Origin of the sequence: Jeotgalicoccus huakuii (assembly GCF_036665975.1) — a bacterium.
GTDB lineage: Bacteria > Bacillota > Bacilli > Staphylococcales > Salinicoccaceae > Jeotgalicoccus > Jeotgalicoccus marinus.
Window position 1 is genome coordinate 41,955 of the sequence record NZ_JAVIYN010000011.1, and the last position, 19,955, is coordinate 61,909.

The 19,955-nt window shown below is 33.7% G+C and carries 20 protein-coding genes and 3 pseudogenes; 14 read left to right on the plus strand and 9 right to left on the minus strand.

The window, feature by feature from the left end; all coding sequences use genetic code 11:
* Positions 1–92: 92 nt before the first annotated feature.
* From thiS to V6E76_RS07135, 13 genes and pseudogenes are all read left to right on the plus strand, one after another.
* Positions 93–293 (plus strand): sulfur carrier protein ThiS, encoded by a 201-nt coding sequence (thiS, locus tag V6E76_RS07075; RefSeq protein WP_247351663.1) that lies wholly within the window; start codon positions 93–95, stop codon positions 291–293.
* Between the two features lies 1 nt (position 294).
* Positions 295–1,062 carry a thiazole synthase gene (locus V6E76_RS07080; RefSeq protein ID WP_115885531.1) on the plus strand — a complete coding sequence of 256 codons (768 nt, stop codon included), beginning with the start codon at positions 295–297 and terminating at the stop codon, positions 1,060–1,062.
* Entirely contained in the window at positions 1,062–2,066 is a 1,005-nt protein-coding gene (locus V6E76_RS07085; RefSeq protein ID WP_247351661.1) for a ThiF family adenylyltransferase, read from the plus strand. Before V6E76_RS07080 ends, V6E76_RS07085 begins: the two co-directional genes overlap by 1 nt.
* Before the next feature lie 802 nt (positions 2,067–2,868).
* Entirely contained in the window at positions 2,869–3,003 is a 135-nt protein-coding gene (locus V6E76_RS07090) for a hypothetical protein (protein ID WP_499797735.1), read from the plus strand.
* Between the two features lie 70 nt (positions 3,004–3,073).
* Positions 3,074–3,589, plus strand: coding sequence for a type 1 glutamine amidotransferase domain-containing protein (locus V6E76_RS07095; protein ID WP_166626379.1), 516 nt, complete (start codon positions 3,074–3,076; stop codon positions 3,587–3,589).
* Positions 3,590–3,771: 182 nt separating this feature from the next.
* On the plus strand, positions 3,772–4,953 hold the full coding sequence (locus V6E76_RS07100) for a zinc-dependent alcohol dehydrogenase (protein ID WP_247351657.1): 1,182 nt from the start codon (positions 3,772–3,774) through the stop codon (positions 4,951–4,953).
* Between the two features lie 29 nt (positions 4,954–4,982).
* Complete coding sequence (locus V6E76_RS07105; protein WP_499797736.1) at positions 4,983–5,114, plus strand: hypothetical protein; 132 nt, start codon at positions 4,983–4,985, stop codon at positions 5,112–5,114.
* Between the two features lie 155 nt (positions 5,115–5,269).
* Positions 5,270–6,082: pseudogene (locus V6E76_RS07110) on the plus strand (AAA family ATPase); the annotation flags it as partial.
* Positions 6,083–6,620: 538 nt separating this feature from the next.
* Positions 6,621–6,785, plus strand: a complete 165-nt coding sequence (locus V6E76_RS07115; RefSeq protein WP_247351655.1) for a hypothetical protein — start codon at positions 6,621–6,623, stop codon at positions 6,783–6,785.
* 117 nt (positions 6,786–6,902) lie between these two features.
* Entirely contained in the window at positions 6,903–7,112 is a 210-nt protein-coding gene (locus V6E76_RS07120) for an IS3 family transposase (protein WP_499797738.1), read from the plus strand.
* Positions 7,109–7,345 (plus strand): DDE-type integrase/transposase/recombinase, encoded by a 237-nt coding sequence (locus tag V6E76_RS07125; RefSeq protein WP_247351653.1) that lies wholly within the window; start codon positions 7,109–7,111, stop codon positions 7,343–7,345. Before V6E76_RS07120 ends, V6E76_RS07125 begins: the two co-directional genes overlap by 4 nt.
* A gap of 143 nt (positions 7,346–7,488) precedes the next feature.
* A complete protein-coding gene (locus tag V6E76_RS07130; protein ID WP_026867256.1) occupies positions 7,489–7,914 on the plus strand; it encodes a pyridoxamine 5'-phosphate oxidase family protein in 426 nt (141 codons plus the stop codon).
* 111 nt (positions 7,915–8,025) lie between these two features.
* A pseudogene (locus V6E76_RS07135) lies at positions 8,026–8,748 on the plus strand (nitric oxide synthase oxygenase); the annotation flags it as partial.
* Positions 8,749–9,106: 358 nt separating this feature from the next.
* Here the strand turns inward: V6E76_RS07135 and V6E76_RS07140 are convergent.
* From V6E76_RS07140 to V6E76_RS07155, 4 genes are all read right to left on the minus strand, one after another.
* Positions 9,107–9,772 (minus strand): ABC transporter ATP-binding protein, encoded by a 666-nt coding sequence (locus V6E76_RS07140; RefSeq protein ID WP_026867257.1) that lies wholly within the window; start codon positions 9,770–9,772, stop codon positions 9,107–9,109.
* 14 nt (positions 9,773–9,786) lie between these two features.
* Complete coding sequence (locus V6E76_RS07145) at positions 9,787–10,836, minus strand: ABC transporter permease (RefSeq protein ID WP_247351651.1); 1,050 nt, start codon at positions 10,834–10,836, stop codon at positions 9,787–9,789.
* A gap of 86 nt (positions 10,837–10,922) precedes the next feature.
* Positions 10,923–11,294, minus strand: a complete 372-nt coding sequence (locus V6E76_RS07150) for a DUF1722 domain-containing protein (protein ID WP_026867259.1) — start codon at positions 11,292–11,294, stop codon at positions 10,923–10,925.
* Entirely contained in the window at positions 11,291–11,779 is a 489-nt protein-coding gene (locus tag V6E76_RS07155) for a pyrimidine dimer DNA glycosylase/endonuclease V (protein ID WP_247351649.1), read from the minus strand. Before V6E76_RS07155 ends, V6E76_RS07150 begins: the two co-directional genes overlap by 4 nt.
* Before the next feature lie 199 nt (positions 11,780–11,978).
* Between V6E76_RS07155 and V6E76_RS07160 the strand changes: the two genes are divergently transcribed.
* A complete protein-coding gene (locus V6E76_RS07160; RefSeq protein ID WP_247351647.1) occupies positions 11,979–12,257 on the plus strand; it encodes a hypothetical protein in 279 nt (92 codons plus the stop codon).
* 195 nt (positions 12,258–12,452) lie between these two features.
* On the opposite strand, the gene V6E76_RS07165 is transcribed toward V6E76_RS07160, so the two are convergent.
* The 5 genes and pseudogenes from V6E76_RS07165 to V6E76_RS07185 all read right to left on the minus strand — a co-directional run bounded on the left by V6E76_RS07165 (position 12,453) and on the right by V6E76_RS07185 (position 19,954).
* Positions 12,453–14,456 carry a CocE/NonD family hydrolase gene (locus V6E76_RS07165; RefSeq protein ID WP_247351645.1) on the minus strand — a complete coding sequence of 668 codons (2,004 nt, stop codon included), beginning with the start codon at positions 14,454–14,456 and terminating at the stop codon, positions 12,453–12,455.
* Positions 14,457–15,974: a BCCT family transporter gene (locus V6E76_RS07170; RefSeq protein WP_247351644.1), complete on the minus strand. Its 1,518-nt coding sequence runs from the start codon at positions 15,972–15,974 to the stop codon at positions 14,457–14,459.
* A 1,372-nt stretch (positions 15,975–17,346) separates the two neighbouring features.
* Positions 17,347–17,622, minus strand: a pseudogene (locus tag V6E76_RS07175) (transposase); the annotation flags it as partial.
* Positions 17,623–17,984: 362 nt separating this feature from the next.
* Positions 17,985–19,163, minus strand: coding sequence for an ATP-binding protein (locus tag V6E76_RS07180; protein WP_499797739.1), 1,179 nt, complete (start codon positions 19,161–19,163; stop codon positions 17,985–17,987).
* Positions 19,164–19,300: 137 nt separating this feature from the next.
* Complete coding sequence (locus tag V6E76_RS07185) at positions 19,301–19,954, minus strand: response regulator transcription factor (RefSeq protein ID WP_247351637.1); 654 nt, start codon at positions 19,952–19,954, stop codon at positions 19,301–19,303.
* Between the last annotated feature and the right edge of the window lies 1 nt (position 19,955).

Sequence of the window (19,955 nt, forward strand, 5' to 3'; positions counted from 1 at the left end):
AATGCTCCATAGCTTAGACATTATAAAGTGGTTAATACACTTCCCAGCTGTCGCAGTACTTAAAAATCTATCACTTGAAAGGATGAAACAATATGCAGTGCACCGTTAACGGAGAACTCCATTGTTTTGAAACGGATATTACCATAGCTACCCTGCTGGACCACCTGGATGTAGATGATAATCGTATTGTAGTGGAACACAATGGGGAATTGATAAAAAAAAGTGTATTTAAACAACAAGCAGTGAAAAATAATGATCGACTTGAATTATTAGAATTTGTAGGAGGCGGATAATATGTTAGAAATTGGAGATTTAAAATTTAACTCAAGGCTATTTTTAGGTACTGGAAAGTTCTCAGATGAGAAAATACAGGCCGCTGCAATTGAAGCGTCAGGTACAGAAGTGCTGACTTTCGCTGTCAGACGTATGAACTTATTTGATAAAGACCTGCCCAACCCGCTGGCAAATATTGATTTAAGAAAATACACGACATTTCCGAATACAGCAGGGGCGAAAACAGTGGAAGAAACTGTACGCATCGCAGAAATCGCAAGACATGCGGGTGTCTGTGACATGATTAAAGTTGAGATTATTGGTGATGATAAGACATTACTGCCTGACCCAATTGCGACATACGAAGCGTGTCAAATACTGCTGGACAAAGGTTATACAGTCTGTCCATATATTTCAAACGATGTCGTGCTTGCAAAAAGACTCGAAAGACTTGGTGTTCATGCAATCATGCCGCTCGCTTCTCCTATAGGTACGGGACGCGGTATTAATAATCCATTGAATTTAAGATATATTGTAGAACAATCCAGCATCCCTGTTATTGTGGATGCAGGAATCGGTTCACCCAAAGATGCGTGCTATGCTATGGAGCTGGGTGCAGATGCCGTATTATTAAACACCGCTGTATCGAATGCCAAAGATCCGGTTAAAATGGCAGAAGCGATGAAGCTTTCAATTGATGCAGGGGTACTGGGTTATGATGCAGGACGTATTCCGGTTAGGTATTCTGCACAGGCCTCAAGTCCTGCTGAAGGACTGGAGTTTCTTTAATGGAGAGATACGACAGACAAATGAAGTTTAATGAATTTGGAGAGAATAGTCAAAAAAATCTGATGTCAGCCACACTGATGGTGATGGGCGCCGGTGCACTTGGAACACACGTTTCTGAAATGCTTGTGCGTATGGGTGCAGGTAAACTCATCATCATTGATATGGATATTGTTGAAATGACCAACCTGCATCGTCAGGCTTTATATACTGAAAAAGATGCAGAAGATATGACGCTGAAAGTTAATGCTGCCAAAGAAAAATTGTGTCAGATAAACCGTAATGTTGAGATTGTACCGATCAATGCAGAAATAAATTCCAGTAACATCTCCGCAATCTTAAGAAAGTATCAGCCGGATATTGTAATTGACAGTATGGATCATTTTGAAATTCGATTTCTGATTAATGAAGCCTGTCATAAGCTTGATATCCCCTGGGTATATGGTGCTGCTGTAGGCAGTAAGGGAAGTGTGTACGGGATTGATTTTAAAGGACCTTGTTTAAAGTGTTTGATGGAGACTCTGCCATCGACAGGGGAAAGCTGTGCAATCAACGGTGTGCTTCCTCCTGTAATTTCCCTCATTGCCAGTATGGAAGTTTCTGAAGTCATTCGTTATTTATCAGGAAAAGGTTTTTCCAAGCAGCTCATTACTTTAGATACTTTTAAAATCGGCTTTCAAACGATAAATATAGATGAATTAAAGAATGAAGACTGTGTGGTCTGTAAGAATCGGATATATGAACAGTTGAATAAAAATATGCTGGCCACTGTACAATCTAATTGCGGAAGTGTATATACACTCAGGTTCGACGAATCGGTTTTCAATCAGGAGCTGCCCGGTAAAATTATCAGGGCAAGTGCGTTTGTTAAGTTATTGACTTATAAAAAATATAAGCTGACCTTATTTAAAGATGGCAGAATGAATGTTCATGGCATCTCTCGAAAAGAAGAAGCCAATGCTTTATATCAAGAAATGATTGAGAAACTGAGTGAATATCCTGTATAAAAATATAGTGTGAACTATCTCAAATAGATGAGTTTTTATGGTGTTTTAGAAATACTAGACTAAGAATTAAAAAGGCATCAGTTATTTCTATAGGGTGTTGAATTAGGTGAAGATACGGTCATCAGAAGGAACTATTTATTACAAATTTCGGTGGAACGTTAAGAGAAAACCTCATCAAAAAACGATACGCCGAGAGTTACCACAAATAACCCGTAGTTCAAAGTGATACGTTTTGAAGCTTATCACCGTTGATGCGTGTTAATTATAATTTATGCATAATGAATATAGACTTAATATCTGATTGATATTAGGTCTCTTTTTAGAAATTATAATTCACTAGCCATCAATTCTGCTTAGTCGACTACATTATCTAATGCTAGTTTTGAAGATCAAGTGGATATTCCGTATTTTTTATGTAGTCTTCTTAAAGTAAGTCTCATCCTTACTTGTGAATACTCTCTCTTATGTCAATCAACACTCAAATTTTCTTTGATTACTTTATCCAGTTCATACGCAATTGGTCTTTGGGTGTCGTCGCTCATTACTTCTTTAGCAGAATCATGAGAAGATAGCATGTCGTTGTTTGTGTTTGTATGGGCAAGAATTTTTGCACTTACTTACTATTTAGAGCAAAAGTGCAAAATAGTTGGAAGTTGGTTTATTCTGATTATTAACTTAGTGGATACAGTCGCTCTCAATGTGAAAGAATAAAATGAATGAATTGTTAAATGATTCTTTCCAAATATCACTAAAATTTATATGCATCACTTAATTAGATAACTTAACAGTTGAAGAAAGTGAAATGAGACAACTCAGAAAAGAAAACCAACAACTTAAAATGGAAAATGTCATTATTAGTCCACATGGTGTGTTCGGTTATATGACGCCAAAGGAGTATAAGAAAGAATTCTATAAAAACTGTCTAAAATACTGTTGACATACCATATGTTTTAAAGATTATGGAGTGGGTATATATTACTATTAAAATCTTTAGGAGGAATTTATTTATGGCAAAAAAAATTGCTGTTGTACTAGATAATTATTTTGAAGACGTTGAATACACAAGTCCAGTTGAGGCTTTAAAAAACGAAGGACATGACATTACTGTAATAGGAAAAGAAACAGGTACAGTAAAAGGTAAGTCTGAAGATACTGAAGTAACAGTAGATAGAGCGATTAGCGATGTAAAACCTGAAGATTTTGACGCATTACTTATCCCAGGGGGATTCTCACCAGATATGTTACGTGGAGATGAAGAAGGTCGTTTTGGGGAATTTACAAAACATTTCGTTCAAAATGAAATGCCTGTATTTGCGATTTGTCATGGACCACAGCTATTAATCGATACAGACTTATTAAAAGGTAAAAAATTAACAAGTTTCTTATCAGTTCGTAAAGATTTGGAAAACGCTGGTGCAACAGTAGTAGATGAATCAGTTGTAGTTTCTGATAACATCGTCACTTCACGTACACCTGATGATTTAGAAGACTTTAACCGTGAATCTGTAAATTTATTAAAATAAGCATTTTTTAAAGAGGAGACTATCAGTCTTCTCTTTAGTTTTATATAAAATAGTCATCATTAACGCAAATGAAGATATTCGTAGTAAGATGATTGATTTTATAAAGATTTATGTTTATAAGTCAAGTTAAGAGGAATATTTTAGTATGCTTGTAAATAATATTTAGAATGGAGTGTTATTTTATGAAAGCAGTCACTTATCAAGGACATAAGAACATGAAGATGGAAAATGTTGAAGATGCTAAGATTATTGAAACAACTGATGCAATTATAAAGATAACAGCCTCTGGGATTTGTGGTTCAGACTTACATTTATATCATCAAGGTGATTTATTCATGGAACCTGGTTTTGTAATTGGACATGAACCGATGGGTATTGTTGAAGAGATAGGAAAAGATGTAAAAAAACTAAAGAAAGGAGATCGTGTGGTAATACCTTTTAATATTGGGTGTGGAGAATGTTTCTACTGCAATAACGACATGGAATCTCAGTGTGACAATTCTAATGAAACACCAGCGAACTGGAAATTAGATAATGGTGGACTATTCGGTTTTGGTAATCTTCATGGTAATCACTGGGGAGGACAGGCAGAATACTTAAGAGTACCTCATGCTGACTTTTCTTCATTTAAGGTTCCTGATAACAATCTAAAAGATGAGCAAGTTTTATTCTTATCAGACGTTGTACCTACTGCTTACTGGAGTGTAGAACACTCAGGCGTTAAACCTGGTGATACAGTTATTGTATTAGGTTGTGGCCCTATCGGTTTAATGGCGCAGAAGTTTGCGAAACTAAAAGGTGCAGAGAGAGTAATTGCGATTGACAATGTACAGCATCGTCTTAATCACGCAAAAAAGTACAATGGTGCTGAAGTGTATAACTTTGATGAAGAACAGGAAATAGGTAAACTTCTTAAAGAAAAAACACGAGGTGGCGCAGATGTTGTTATTGATTGTGTAGGGATGGATGGACAGCAATCGAGTCCAGAACAGGAGCTATCTGAGCATTCTCAACAACGTGGAACAATAAGTCCAATACTTACTGCTACTGAATCAGTAAGAAAGTTTGGGACAATACAGCTTACCGGTATATATGGATCACCTGCTGATAATTTCCCTATAGATTTAATATTTAACCGTGATATTACAGTAACAAGTGGACAGGCTCCTGTTATTCATCTAATGCCTAAACTTTACGAGATGATTAAAGATGAAGTATTTGATCCTACAGAAATTATTACACATACTTTCCCACTTGAAAAAGCAGACGAAGCTTACAAAGTATTTGATCAGAAGAAGGATAACAACATTAAAGTTGTATTTAAACCAGAACAGACTATAAAAACTTTTGTTCACGACTATTAAATTATTGGGTATTATTAGAGGTGATATGTATGACTAACGGATATTTCAATGATGATTTTGATTCAATTTTCAGAAGAATATTCCAATATATGCAAGAATCTGTCAATAGTGGTACTAAAAAATATTATATCAATGGGAAAGAAGTTCCTCCGGACAATTAGCACAATTACGACAACAGTAAGGTGGAAATTCTGCCGAGCAAAACGCGCGTGCATTTCAACAATCTAATTCTCAAAGACAAAATGATGAAGGTAATTATTTAGATCAAATTGGCCGTAATTTAACACAAGAAGCACGCGATGATTTATTAGACCCAATAATTGGTCGTGATAAAGAAATCCAAGAAACTGCTGAAGTCTTAAGTAGACGTACTAAAAACAATCCTATTTTAGTAGGTGAAGCTGGTGTAGGTAAAACAGAACTTGCAAAGCAGTTAGCAATTGATTTATTCGGTAATAAAGATGCATTAATTCGCTTAGATATGAGTGAATATAGTGATCAAACTGCTGTATCTAAAATGATTGGAACAACTGCTGGTTATGTAGGTTATGATGATAATTCAAACACATTAACAGAGAAAGTTAGACGTAACCCATACTCAGTTATCTTATTTGATGAAATTGAAAAAGCGAATCCACAAATCTTAACTTTATTATTACAAGTTATGGATGATGGTAATTTAACAGATGGTCAAGGTAATGTCATTAACTTTAAAAACACAATTATTATTTGTACTTCTAATGCTGGCTTTGGTGAAGGAAATGAAGAGTTTGATGATATTATGGATGAAATGAAAAAATTCTTCCGCCCTGAATTCCTTAACCGTTTCAATAGTATCGTTAAATTCGAGCACTTAGGTAAAGATGCATTACAAGACATCGTGAACTTATTATTAGAAGATGTTCAAAAAACATTAGATAAAAAAGGAATCACAATGGATGTTACACAAGGTGTCAAAGATTGGTTAATTGATAAAGGCTACGACGAACAAATGGGTGCACGTCCGTTACGTCGTGTTGTTGAACAAGAAGTACGCGACAAAATCACAGATTACTACTTAGATCATACAGACGTAAAACATGTAGATATCGTACTTGAAAATGATGAAGTAATAGTTAAAGGTAAGTAAACTGGTCCACTTAATAAAGGAATTTATATTAAAAAAGAGTCTGGAACATAAATCTAGAACAGCAATAAGATAATTTTAAATACGAAATTATCTTATTGCTGTTTTTATAATACCTCACTTTCCAAAGATAATGGCTCAGCCTTAATCATCGACTGCCACTACTAACTATCAGAAGTCTTGTCATAAAAAATCGCCTACTTTCTTTGATTTAACAATAACCTCCCCCATAGGAGTTGTCCAATCAAGTGTGGACAATTCATTTAATAAAAGCGTTAGGCTGTGAGTAGATGACACCTGTATTGTGCTGGGGTCATCTTATTTACTCCCCATTGATATCGCTGATTATTATACTTTGCTTATAAAAAGGTCGCTATTTTTCCAAAGCGATCACATCATTTATGGAGTTTATCATGGAATTCTTCAAAAATTATTAAAATAGAGTATTGGATTTATTTCTTGATGCTCACTTTTTGCAGATGATAAAAACATTACGCCAAGCAATTTTTATAGTGATAGTAGATAATATCAACCATCCTAATTGGATAAGTGGGTCAAGCATCATCAGGCGCCAGGTTCTTTCAGTCATTTAGATAACTGTACAGATGAAGAAAGAGAACTGAGACAACTCAGAAAAGAAAACGAACAACTTAAGATGGGAAATGACATTCTAAAGCAAGAAGTGCTGATCATGGGACGAAAATAGATGTCATTCTTGAGAATGCCAATAAATATTCAGTATCAGCAATGTGTAAAGCCCTACAAATCCCAAGAAGTACCTAATATTATGAATTGAATAAACAGAATATTGATGATTCAGAGGATGTCATCAGCCATAAAGGCGTGGAGGATATTTAATACGAATCGTCAGTGTTTTGGAACACGTAGAATCAAACATGAGTTAGATAAACTTGGATTCCAAGTCTCTCGAAGACGCATCGGTCGAATTATGAAAGCAGAAAGATTGGTATCGTTATATACTTCATTGAATATAGATCGTATCCCTCACAATCCAATGAACGGAATATCATGAATAGACTCAGTAGAAATTTTATTAGACAGGCATCGATGGAGGTACTCGTCAGTGATTTAACTTATGTAAAAGTGTCTGGCAAGTGGCATTATATATGTGTATTTGTTGACCTGTTTAATCGTGAAATTATTGTACATGGTGCCGGTCCAAATAAAGATAGCCATCTTGTGTCAGCAGCACTGAGTACCATTAAGCATGATTTAAGACAGGTTCAAATGTTCCATAAATATTAGACCACATGGCGCACTTGGTTACATGATACCAAAGGAGTATAAGAAAGAAGTATATAAAAACTGTCTGGAATACTCGTGACATACCACATATTAAGTTTACACAGAGATGGTTATGTGAATAAACAGTATAGGAGGTTTTTCATATGAATAATAAAGTTATTGAAAATAAAGCGATAAAAATTTTAGATTCTTCTAATCTAGGTGTTTTGTCTACCGCGCACAACAACATACCTAACAGTAGGTATATGATTTTTTATAATGATGGATTAACTCTGTATTCTAAAACTGACATTGATTCTAATAAAATAGAAGAGTTTAAGAATAACCCTAGAGCTCATGTTCTAATTGGATATAGTGATACCAATGACCATAGTTTTCTTGAAATAGATGGAGAAGTGTCAATTTCCGAAGATCCAAAGATTATTGATTGGATTTGGAACAATCAAGACAAAAGTTTCTTTAATTCGAAGCAAGATGATAACCTTTGTATTATACAAGTGAAACCTAAGATTATTAAAGTTATGAATAGTAATGACCTTGATTCACCAGAAACAATAGTTTTTGATTAGGTCCACCGTCTGTAAAAGCGTTAATTTTTTGTATTATATTATAAAACATTAATTCCATTATTAGTAAAAATGCGGTGAATACGTTATTATTCATCTTTTTCTAATGAAATAAAATTATATAATGAACAGCTTATTAGATACGCAGGATATGGTGACATTGGCGATCCAATATCTAAAGAAATTACTGATTTAGCATGTAAAATCGGGTGGGAAAAAGAGAGAAAAGAATTTGATGTTTTACCACTAATATATAGCGCCCATCATCAACCTATAACTTATTATGAATACCCTCAAGGCATAATAAAAGAAGTTAATATTAAACACCACCATTATCCAAATTTAGAAAAACTAAAGCTTAAATGGTACACTGTTCCGATAATCTCTAATATGGATTTAGAAATTGGTGGGATAAAATATCATACTGCCCCCTTCAATGGATGGTATATGGAGACCGAGATTGGGGTCAGAAACTTTACTGACGAATACCGATATAACAAGCTTAAAGAAATTGCGAAAGCTTTTAACCTCGATACTTCTAAAACTTCAACATATTGGAGAGACCGTGCTTTAGTCGAATTCAATTATGCTGTATATCACTCTTTTAAAGATGCCGGTGTTTCGATAGTTGACCATATCACTGCATCAAAGCAATTTAAACAATTTGAAAAGAAAGAAGAAATCGCAGGAAGAGAAGTCACAGGTAAGTGGAGCTGGCTGGCCCCTCCACTATCTCCATCACTTACTCATAATTATCATAAAGGATTTAACAATACTGTTAATTCACCAAGTCTAATGTATAAAAATGTGGATAAAAAGTGCCCATTTTATCAATAATCATTCATGTTATCTTTACAATGATTAACTCCCATAGATACGATAAGCCGTATCTATGGGAGCGGTAAGGTGAGAGATTATTGCTCTCTCACAACGTTATAATTGAATATATATAATTTGTCTAATTACTTGAAAAAATCTCGATATGTTTTAAATATAATACTGCTGGGTATATTTTATTCAAGTCAAACTATAGGATATTCACAATGAAAATTCTTGATATATCAGCACTGTATTTCTTGAGATTTTTTTGGCTTAATTAGTTCAAATAACAGAAGATATTAGTAATGTGTAAAAGATGACAAAGTCAATATGTAATTGATTTTGTCATCTATTTTATTAATCTATAATTAAAATTTTATAGAGTACTTTCTAACACACCATCGACCATTTTATATACAGCATCACAATACTCTGTTAATCTTTCATCATGAGTAACAATGATACATGTCTTCTCCCTACTGATTGTTTCTTCTTTTAATATTTCCATTACTTTCATCGCATTTTCTGTATCTAGTGATGCCGTAGGTTCATCTGCAAGAATAATACTAGGGTTAGTGTATAGCGCTTTAGCAATCGCAACACGCTGTTTTTGACCCCCAGATATTTCACTAGGTAACTGATTTTTCACTTCTGTTAGTGATAGATTATTAAGCAATTTTTCTAACTCATCATCTGTCATGATATCTTTATTATACTTCTTTAGTAATTTAAACTGTTGCTGAACAGAAAGAAATGGCACCAAATTACTAGCTTGAAGGATAAAGCCAATCTCATCCATTCTGAGCTTAGCTAAGCTTTTAGAATTCATACCTGTGATTTTCTGACCATTAACAATTACCTCACCTTCAGTTGGTGTTTGTAAGGCACCAGCCATGGTTAAGAAAGTACTTTTACCAGAGCCTGATGGTCCAATCAGTGCAATACAAGCTCCCTTGTCAAATTCAACCGAAGTTTTCTTAACTGCTTCTATACTTTGATTACCATCCTTGAACACCTTTTTCACATCTATAAATTTAAGCATACTATTCGCCTCTCTTAACCGATCGCTTTTAATGGATCTACTTTTCTAACACTGATAACTGAAAATAAACTTCCCAACATAGCAACAACAATCAAGACCACCATATAAATAATCATTGTTAAATAATCGAATTCTATAGGCACTGCTGGTGGAAGGAAGATACCAGTTAATAAGGTAAGCGCCAATCCAACAAGCGTACCAATCGTAGTCACAATTAGTGTTTGACCTAATACTGAACGTGCTAAATAACCATTAGTAAATCCTTGGGCTTTCAAGACACCAAATAGACTTGTCTTTTGTAATGTAAGCACATATAAGAATATTCCAATCACTGACGACGATATGATAAATAAAAATATAATCATAAAGTTTAGCGTTAATTGTTGAGGTAAATATCCAGGTAGATTCTCTATATATTCATCTATCGCTAATACTTCCATATCATCACTTAATTCTACGTTTTTCCAATTACTGTCCCTAACAACAAGTGCATTTATTAAGTCCTCACTTAACATTGGATTTAACTTTTCTATGGTCTCATTATTGGAAAATAAAAGTGAGGAAGAACGATATTGTGCACTTTCTGTAAATCCTGTAATTTTCAGCGTCTCTTCACTACTTGATAATTCAAGCGTATCTCCAATAGAAAAACCCGATTCCTTTAAAGAATAGTCGCCAACAACTTCATTTTCATTTGTGAACATCTCTCCTTCCACTAAATCAGGCATTAGAAAGGAGCCTTCATCTAGGCCAAATACAATAGCATTATCTTCAACTGCACTATTAGAAATAATAACAGCAAGCTCTTTTAAATTTGCTTGTTCTTCAAATTTGTCTTTAATATCTTCTATTTTAATCATAGATTGTTGAACATTTTGATTTGCATCTGCATTTATAACAATCGCATCAGCCTCCCATTGTTCCACAGCTTCCTTATTTAAATTCATTAATCCATTTGCTAAACCCGAGAGCAATAGTAGCAAGTAACTTATCATTATTACAATGCCTATAATTAAACTAAACTTTAACACATTTCTTATAATCTCATTCCATGCTAGATACATTAAAACACTCATTTCATTGTGATATTTAATTAGCTTTAATTATTTAAACTCCCTCGTATTGCCAGTATAACTTTATAGTTTTATTATCATATATTTAAAATTGTAGATTCTTGGAGATACTTCACATCATACTGATTAGAGAGTTTAATAATAAATCGCTTCAATTCTATATCTTTTATTTTATCATCTAAGAATAATGTTCTTATTTTTTTATACTCATACTTTTCTGTTAATGTGCATATTCTCTTGAAGTATCCCCACATATGATCAAATGTATTCACAATAGATCCTTTAGTAGGCTCCTCTTTCTTCGCTTCAAAAATCATTGATTCCAATAAATCCATAGAAGCTCCTTTATTCATTTCTTCTCTTATACGATTATAATATTTTTGTGAGTGCCACATAACATTGTACTTCTCTGACGCCCATTTTTTCTCAATTACATGTCGACCTTTCATTTTAATATCCCTCCTTTATCTAAGTTTATATTACAACGTGGTGGCACCTTATCATTACTCCACTTTAAAAAAAGTAAAGACTCATAATGAGTGTAGGCCATTTCTCCGCATACTTTTGTATCTTGATAAACATAAAAAGCAGGTAAACTTCTTTCAGAAAAGAGATGTTTGTTACTGTAGATGATTCTTTCTAAGTCTATAAGTTTTTCTTTAAAATTTGTAGAACGTATGCCTCCTCTTCTTTTATGTTCTTGATCATAAGACTTTAAAAGCTCAAACGCATCCAATAAATAAGGATGACCATTATTGTAAATAAATTTGACGATTGGATGTGATAAATATCGAGTATTAGCACTAATAATATTCATTTCAGCGAGACAAACTCTAATAATTTGATAAAGTTCTAACACTTGTTTTGATAAACGTCTGTTATCCAGGAAACGTGCACTGATATCATGATTTTGATGTACTCTAAAAATTTGCATTATTTTCACCTTCTTAATTGTAATAAGCATTTTACTTTCTTTGATTTAACAATAACCTCCCTCATAGGAGTTGTCTAATCAAGTGCAGACAATTCACCAACTAAAAATGTCACTTGTAAGTAACACTCAGTAATTAGCTCTTCGTCTGAGATTTATAGTAAATAAAGAATGAAAACTAGTAAGAATAAGGAGCAAGAATATGGATATAAAGAATTTGAAATCAATGGTTAGACCTTTTAATAATAATCCTGAACACCCGTACTACCGTCCATTTGTGGTTAATAATATTGAAGAAAAATATGTAGTTTTTTTAGTAGGTATTAACCCAGCTACTCCTATTTATAATAAAGAAAAGAACTTTGCGACGTCATTATATCCGTTGCTTACAAGCCTTGCCAACGCTTTTGGTATTAAGAACTCTAGTATGTACTTTGAAGATGGGACACCAAATATGGAGAGATTTGATTTTATATCCTAATTATTCTGATATACGTAAATTATCATGCATTCCGCATAGAAAAACTTGTCTTATATTTTGATGACGAAATCGTATTATAAAGAATCAAAAAAGACTGCCTCACTTGCATACAGTAAGTGAGGCAGTCAGGTAAAATGTTTCGTTAACCTTATTTGACATAGAGTCTTAGATTATCAATGAATGGACAGATTTATATCACGTATAGAACCGAGGGACCGTCTTATTCCATGTTTTATAAAAGCATTGCTCATTATTACTATAACCCGTCATTTCATTGTACAGGTAATAGTTATCAGCATCACAACTCATAACACTTTTTGTTACGACGTTTGTATCGATATCGCTATCTTTCACTTGTACAGTCCAGTCACATTCTACTTTAGCGGATAGAGGGTCACCTTCTTTTATTGTATATACATTATTGTTAGTAGATCCATAAGTGATATTTGTTTCGGTCAAAGTTCGTAGCCCCTCATCAGAAAAGTCATCTAACACCCACTCATCTGTTGTAAGTTTCTTGATGACATTCCGAGTTCTATAACCATCCCTGATAATTTCCTTTTCAAGGGGTGTTGCAGTTTCGGACTGCTCATATTTCAATCTTACCTCATTGAAATCAGTGATAACAGGAAGTAATAGTTCTGAATGAGAGAAATCGACTGTTAGATCCACGATTTCCTTGTCTGGCCATATTTGAGGCCAATATGTTGGTGAAATTGATACTTCGATGCTATGCTCTGCTTCAATTTGATAGCCAATAACATCTAATGGAATTTCTACATCGATGTATTCACCAACAGTGAGATCCTCTGGGAATTCATGACTTTTATAATGGTTGAGATTGAGTTGACCTTTTGTTACGAGTGTCTTTTCACCTGTAGGGTGTACATCCGTCACTCTAACATGGAGATTCGCTTTTTCCTTATCGGATTTTACTCTTATTTTTGCAATGGGCTGGCCAACGATATTTATTGCAGTATTCTGTTGTGGCAACATGAATGATGTAGCCAATGCATTGTCAATTAATTGATCATCTGGAAGATCACCTTCCTGACCAAATGGACAGAATACTCCAGAATAAAGACCATGTTGTTGACGATTCAATAATGGAACTTCATCTTTGATATTTTTCAAAATATCAATTTCACTTGTTTCTTCATTATATAAGTCTAGCCACTTACCTTCTCGGTAATCATAGGTGGTCTTAGGTTTTACACCATCCTGTACATATACGAGAAAGGCATCTTTATGTGCGTCTTGGTCCCCTTCATCAGTCATCCAGCGATCGAGCCATTCAATGACCTCTTGAAGATAACCCATTTGAGGTCCTGGTATGGCCATGTCTGGAAATTCATGTGCCCAAGGGCCAACGATTCCTCTTTTAGGGACATCTAGATTATCCATTAATCGAAATAGGGCATTTGTATATCCATCTGCCCAACCACTCATGGTTAGGACTGGTATTTTGATGGCACTGTAATCTTCACCTATTGAGCCGTGTTTCCAATAATCATCTCGTGTTTGATGTGACACCCATTCTTCGATGAACGGTGGTGTATTTTCCATACGATTGAGCCACATATCATACCATTTTTCTCCCACATACTTTGGAAATGGTGGTCTTGCGTTGTAAGCGAACATAGTTGATGCCCACCAAAGCATGTCAGAGGCCATCATTGTACCGCCTTTATAGTGTACATCATCTGCATAGCGATCATCCGTAGAACATAGAGTAATAATTGTTTTCAGTGCAGGTGGTTGCAATGCAGCAAGTTGAAGCCCATTGAAACCGCCCCAAGACTTACCAATCATCGCAACCGAGCCGTTGGACCATTCTTGGTTTTCAATCCAAGAGATTACGTCCAGTGCATCATCTTGCTCCTGTTTTGGATATTCATCTTCGATTATCCCTTCAGAATCTCCTGTACCTCTGATATCTACACGGATGGAAGTGTAACCCATGCCAGCAAAATATTTGTGACGGATTTCATCACGAAGGGCAGTGAATTCATCTTTCCGGTATGGAAGATATTCAAGTACAGCGCCTTTTGTCTTTCCAGATGTTTTAGGTTGCCATAGTTTGGCTGATAATTTTATACCGTCTGACATCTCTATCCAACAATGGTTAATAATTTCTACTTCGTACGGAAAGTCTGTTCTTTCTTGAATTTTAGTATAATCAACGTCGAATACACCCAATTATTTATCCTCCTCGTATATATGATCGTCGTTCTTCAACCATTTCATCAATGAAATGATAAGCAGTATATAGATGATGACGACTGGTACCGCAACGACAACGGCTGATGTCTGTACTACGTTCAATCCTCCAATTAACAGTAATGAAATGGACAACAAGGCCATGATGAGACCCCAAAGAATTGTATGCCATGTCGGAGGCTCAATACCTTCGTCTACTTTTATTGATGCAGTTGAAGCAAGTATATAAGACGCTGAATCAAGCGATGTTGCAAGGAAAATGAATCCTAGAATGACAAAAAATAATATCGCAATATAACTCATCGGTAATGTTTCAAGAACATTGATGATTGTTTCAGCATCCCCAAATTCTGCCATACTACCAAGGACATCGAGTTCTCCTGTCTGTTGAAGATTCATCGTATATCCTCCGAAAATTCCGAAATATAGCCAACTACCGATAGAACCCCAACCAAGGATGTGGAGTATCATGCTCTTCAAAGTACGTCCTTTTGAAATACGAGCAATGAAAAGTCCCATAAATAGTGCAGTAGCAGAGAACCATGCCCAATAGAATACTGTCCAAGATTGTGGGAATCCACCGCCGCCAATCGGGTCAGTATAGAAACTCATTCTCAGAAAATTCTGCGCCATGATGCCAAAGCTGTCTGTAAAATAAGTTAATATGAAACTTGTTGGACCCACTATTATGACGAATATGGCTAATATAAGTGCAAGATATACGTTGATGTTACTGAGCTTGCGTATACCTTTATCGAGACCTAGGGAAGCACTTGTAATATAAATGACCGACCAGATTAGCATTATAATGATACTAAGTGCAATTGACTGTTCCACACCTAGAAGGTGGCCAATTCCAGCGGACACCATCGGTACACCTAGTCCCAGTGATGTACCAAGACCACCGACAAGACTCCATATGACAAGTATATCGATGATCTTTCCGATGATACCATCTGAATGTTTACCAAGCGCTCCTCTTACAGATTGACTGACTTTAAGTGACTTGTTCTTTTTATTAAAAAAGGAATACGCAATGACTATGGTCGGAAATGCGTAAATACACCATGCAGAGATCCCCCAATGGAACATTCCATACGCGACAGACCATTCTGCTGCAGTGTCACTGCCAGATTCAAAACCGAATGGTGGTCCTTGGAAGTAGTACATAGGTTCAATAATCGACCAGAACATGATACTGGTACCCATACCTGCACAGAATAGCATCGCTCCATAACTAAAATTTCCAAATCTAGGTTTTCCCTCTCCGAGTTTTACTCTTCCATACTTTCCAAAAGCTAGCCATAAAAGCAACACGAAAAGACCAAACGTCATAAACTGGAATATCCAATCCATTCTTGAGTTGATACCAGACAAAATATTGTCTAAAAGCGGTTCAGCAGATGATTGGAAAATGATTAAAAGTAATGTAAGTATTAACAGCACGACAATAGATGGCCAAAAGATTAAGTGATCTAATCTTGCTTTTTCTTTCATAAAATCCCTCCGTAAATTATTTATGTTAATTTTCAGAAATGATAATTTCATCATTTTCTAGCATGAGTATGTTGTGTAAAAAACTTAACATAAACATTAATTTAAGGAAAGGTAATGTGATATTTAAATGCCTTTACGTTTTTCAATCCTTCAAGAGTCTAGGTATTATATAGGAACATAAGGAAAACTGTGAAGGTATTATTGATAGGCTGATTGAAGGAGAAAACAAAGCTAGAGACCTAGAATTATAATATAAACCTCTCCTCTTACTCATTCATCAGTCAACCTTTGATAAGTCATGTTGCGGCCTCTAAATCAACGGTACTTGTTTTAGGTAAAACATTGGCAGCTAAAGGATTGGAGCGTGGTATTACGGTAAATATGTTGGCGTTTGGTGCTTTCACAGCATTGTCTGGAAGTATGGAAAACGAAGAAGGAAGCGTCAGGGAGAACGAATTGGAGCTGAACTGTTTTCAACTGCTGTTTTGTGGTTATCTCACAAAGATAATCAATATAATGGTAAAATTTTCGAAGTGGCAGCAGGAAGAGTCGTGGAGAACTTCTTTGGTTCTAACTAAGGCTACTGGGATAAAGATCTTACAGTAGAAAAATTATTTGAAAATGAAGAAGCTATTCTAAATCAAGATGGATATAAGAGTTTAGAAAATACTGTTGATTTATCGAAATGAATGACTGAATATAACAAGGGCTGGTAGTATATATACGAAGATACCAAGGTTTGAAAATTACATTTAAAGTCGTTAGACTACATTAATTTAGAAGTATTATTCTGAAAACTCAAAGTGACATTCAATCAAATTGTTAAACGTCCGCATCGAAAAATGATACGTCGAGAACTACCACAAATAATCCGTAGTATAGTGTGATACGGTTTGAAGCGTATCACCGTTGATGCGTGTTAATTATAACTTATGCTTAATGAATATAGACTTAATATCTCATTGATATTAGGTCTCTTTTTAGAAATTATAATTCACTAGCCATCAATTCTGCTTATTCGACTAGATTATCCAATGCTAGTTTTGAAGATCAAGTGGATATCCGTATTTTTTATGTAGTCTTCTTACAGTAAGTCTCATCCTTACTTGTGAATTTTCTCTCTTATGTCAATCAACACTCATATTTTCTTTGATTACTTTATTCAGTTCATACTCAATTGCTCTTCGGGTATCGTCGCTCATTCCTTCTTTAGCAGAATCATGAGAAGATAGCGTGTCGTTGTTTGTGTTTGTATGGGCAAGAATTTTTGCACTTGCGTACTTTTTAGAGCAAAAGTGCAAAATAGTTGAAAGTTGCTTTATTCTGATTATTTACTTAGTGTATACAGTCGCTCTCAATGTGAAAAAATAATTCGTCCCATGATCAGCGCTGCTTGCTTTAAAATGTCATTTTCCATCTTAAGTTGTTGGTTTTCTTTTCTGAGTTGTCTCATTTCTCTTTCTTCATCTGTTAAGTTATCTAAATGATTGAAAGAACCTGTCGACTGGTGATTCTTGACCCACTTATCCAGTGACGAGGTGGTTAGATCATACTCACGTACAATTTCAGATTTGGGTTTACCATTTTCAAATAATCGCACCATCTGTAGTTTAAACTCTGGGGTAAAGGTCCTTCTTGTTCTTGTCATAAAAAATCGCCTACTTTCTTTGATTTAACAATAACCTCCCTCATAGGAGTTGTCCAATCAAGTGTAGACGATTCAAGGTAATCTCCTTTGTTTCCCAGCACTTCGTTGATGGCTTGCACTATTGCTTGGTGAAGTTCATCTTCTCTGATTGTTTCTGCTATTTCAAATAATTTTGTTTAAAAATTGTAAAAGCTCCTACTGATAATAAAAAATTAACAAGGGATCTCTTGTGCCAAAGAAAAGTCCAAAAACTAAATTAAACAAATTATTTAAGATACCAATTCATTAATGAAATATTCTTTACTTACATGACTAATAATAAGACTCCATTTTTCAATAACTATGGCAAAGTTATATATTATTTAAGAAATTATTCTAATTTTAAAGATAAAAAACTCTTCATCCTGCGATGCTTTATATTCTATATTATAATTATTCAGAATATTACTTACTATATATAAACCTAATCCATTACTATTTTCCTTATTTAAATCAAATTTAACTTCAAATATTTTATCCATATTCGACACTTTATTATTACCGTATGAATTTTCTATATATAACCAATCATTAACTATCCCTATATTAATTACTCCATTTACTTCAGTATATTTTACAGCATTACTAATCAAATTAGATAGAATAATCTTTAAAGCTGTTTTTCCTATATAAACATTCTCATCTAATATATAGTTGTTGACAGTTATTTTCTTTTGATTTGCTAATATTTCATACTTTTTTAATACGTCTTCTAATGTATCATTTATTTTCAAGTATTCTTCATCATTATACAAATTTTCTATAGTATGAACTGATAATATTTGAGAAATATTTTTTGTTAAGCTATCAACGATTTTAATGCATTCGTTAATATAAATATCTCTTTCTTTATATTTTCCAATATTATATTTCATGTTTTCCAGTATTATTTTAAGACTAGCAAGAGGACTTTTAAGTTCATGGGATGCACCTTTAAAAAAATCATATTTTAACTTTTCTAAATTTAAAATCTCTTTATTTTTAAATTCCAAATCGTTAATAGTTCTTAATAAAGCAGAATACAAGTCATTAATTTGTTGTTTTAGTTGTCCAACTTCATCATTAGAACTAACTTTTATACGTATTTTTTTATCAAGTTTTATCATTTGATCAGTAACATTTTTTATTTCTTGTATATTGTTTTTTATTGATTTTGCATAGAAAAAAGAAATAATGGCAGAACATAAAATTGATATCAATATAGAATATGGTAAAAATTTAAGGCTCAAATCTTTCGCATCTTTTTTCATATCAGCTGTAGAAACAAATTGTAGATTTGTTTTTTTACCATCATTAAGCTTTATTTCTCTTTCTTCAATTATCAAAGAATTACTATCACTTTCTAAATTAAAATTTATATTATCTTTGATATGTAATTCATTATTATGATTTTTTTCTTTTATAAATATCTTTATTTCACTACTCTTAGAATAAAGTTCCAAAGTTTCCTCTATATATTTTATTTCTTTTCCGTTCATACTACTAGAAATTTCATTTGCCATATTATGAATATTATCTTTTCTCGTCTCCAAATATGTTGTAGGAAAGATAAAAAAAACTAGTAAATGAACTAATATAATTATTATTCCAAGAACAGAAAATATTTGTATGAATATTTTTGGAAATATCTTTAATTTTCTCATTTTCTCTCCAATTTATATCCTACATTTCTTATAGTAGTTATACAGTCTAATTGTAATTTTTTTCTAAGTTCTTTTATATATACATCTATTACTCGATCATAAGGAATTTCTTCACTATCTTTCCATAGGTAATCAATAATTTGCATCCTTGTTAACACTTGTCCATCATTATCCAACAAACATTTTAATACTTCTAGTTCTTTTGCATTTACATCTATTTCTTCACCATTTATTTTAGCTGTATAACTATTAAAATTAACCGATAGACCCTTATATTCAAACTTCTCTATATGTCCATAATTCTTCTTAATTAAAGAATCTATTCTCGCCTTTAAAACTGGCAATGAAAACGGCTTTTCTACATATCCGTCTACTAGATTAGTAAATGCATCAATTTTATATTCTTCATCACTGAATGCAGTCAACATTAGAATTGGCAAATCGCTTTTTTTTCTAATTTCCTTTAATACTTCTAAACCATTTATAAAAGGTATCTGAATGTCTAAGAGAACTAAATTTATGTCGCTATTAAATTTTGACAAGGCTTCGCTTCCATCTTTAGCTTGGATCACAGTATATCCAAATTCTGTAAGATATTCACTTATTCCCTCTCTTATCAGATTATCATCTTCAACAGTTAATATTCTCATA